The organism is Pseudomonas sp. EL_65y_Pfl1_R83 (genome assembly GCF_963970695.1).
GTDB lineage: Bacteria > Pseudomonadota > Gammaproteobacteria > Pseudomonadales > Pseudomonadaceae > Aquipseudomonas > Aquipseudomonas tritici.
In genome coordinates this window covers 1-557 of the sequence record NZ_CAXAQI010000189.1, presented here as the reverse complement: position 1 = coordinate 557, position 557 = coordinate 1, and the positions used below count along the sequence as shown (strand labels likewise).

General features: G+C 58.2%; 1 protein-coding gene. It reads left to right on the top strand.

The features are described 5' to 3' along the window. The coding region (locus AACY08_RS28340) for a hypothetical protein (RefSeq protein WP_339472411.1) at window positions 1–294 on the top strand (294 nt) is incomplete at its 5' end. Window positions 295–557 lie beyond the last annotated feature (263 nt).

Below are 557 nucleotides of genomic sequence, written 5' to 3'. Positions count from 1 at the left end.
CGCGGCATCGACCAGATCATCGCAGGACACCGCTTCATTCATGACTCGATTTACAGCGATTCGCCGCTGCGAGTCGATCCGGCGGACGTCGACTGGGCCGGGGACGCGGTTGCAATCCTGCACTTCTGGACGCGGCTCTCCGCCGGTGTCGCAGATCCGGCCGGGCCGCATGCCGTCGACACGCTGATCCTGGCGATCGCCACCCGGCGTGACGGCGATTGGCGCATTCGGGCGGCGGAAAATGTCACCCTCGCCGACCCAAGGACCGGCAAGGATATTTTACGCGCAGACTAACGATCAGATTTTTTCTATCCTTTTAATAGTTTACTGGCGTTCTCGGCACGAAAGGTCGCGCCGGTTTCTCATCCAAAAATACCACTTCACAAAAGTGCCTCATAAGTGTCATCATTCTGTAACCGAATGACTCGGTGAGAGGATGAATCCCATGACCAAAATGATCGCTTTGAGCTTGCTTGTCCTGGCGCCGCTGTCGGCACCGGCAGTGGCGAACCCCACGGCAGCGACACCGTCAACGCAGACTGCTGCCCAAAATGCAG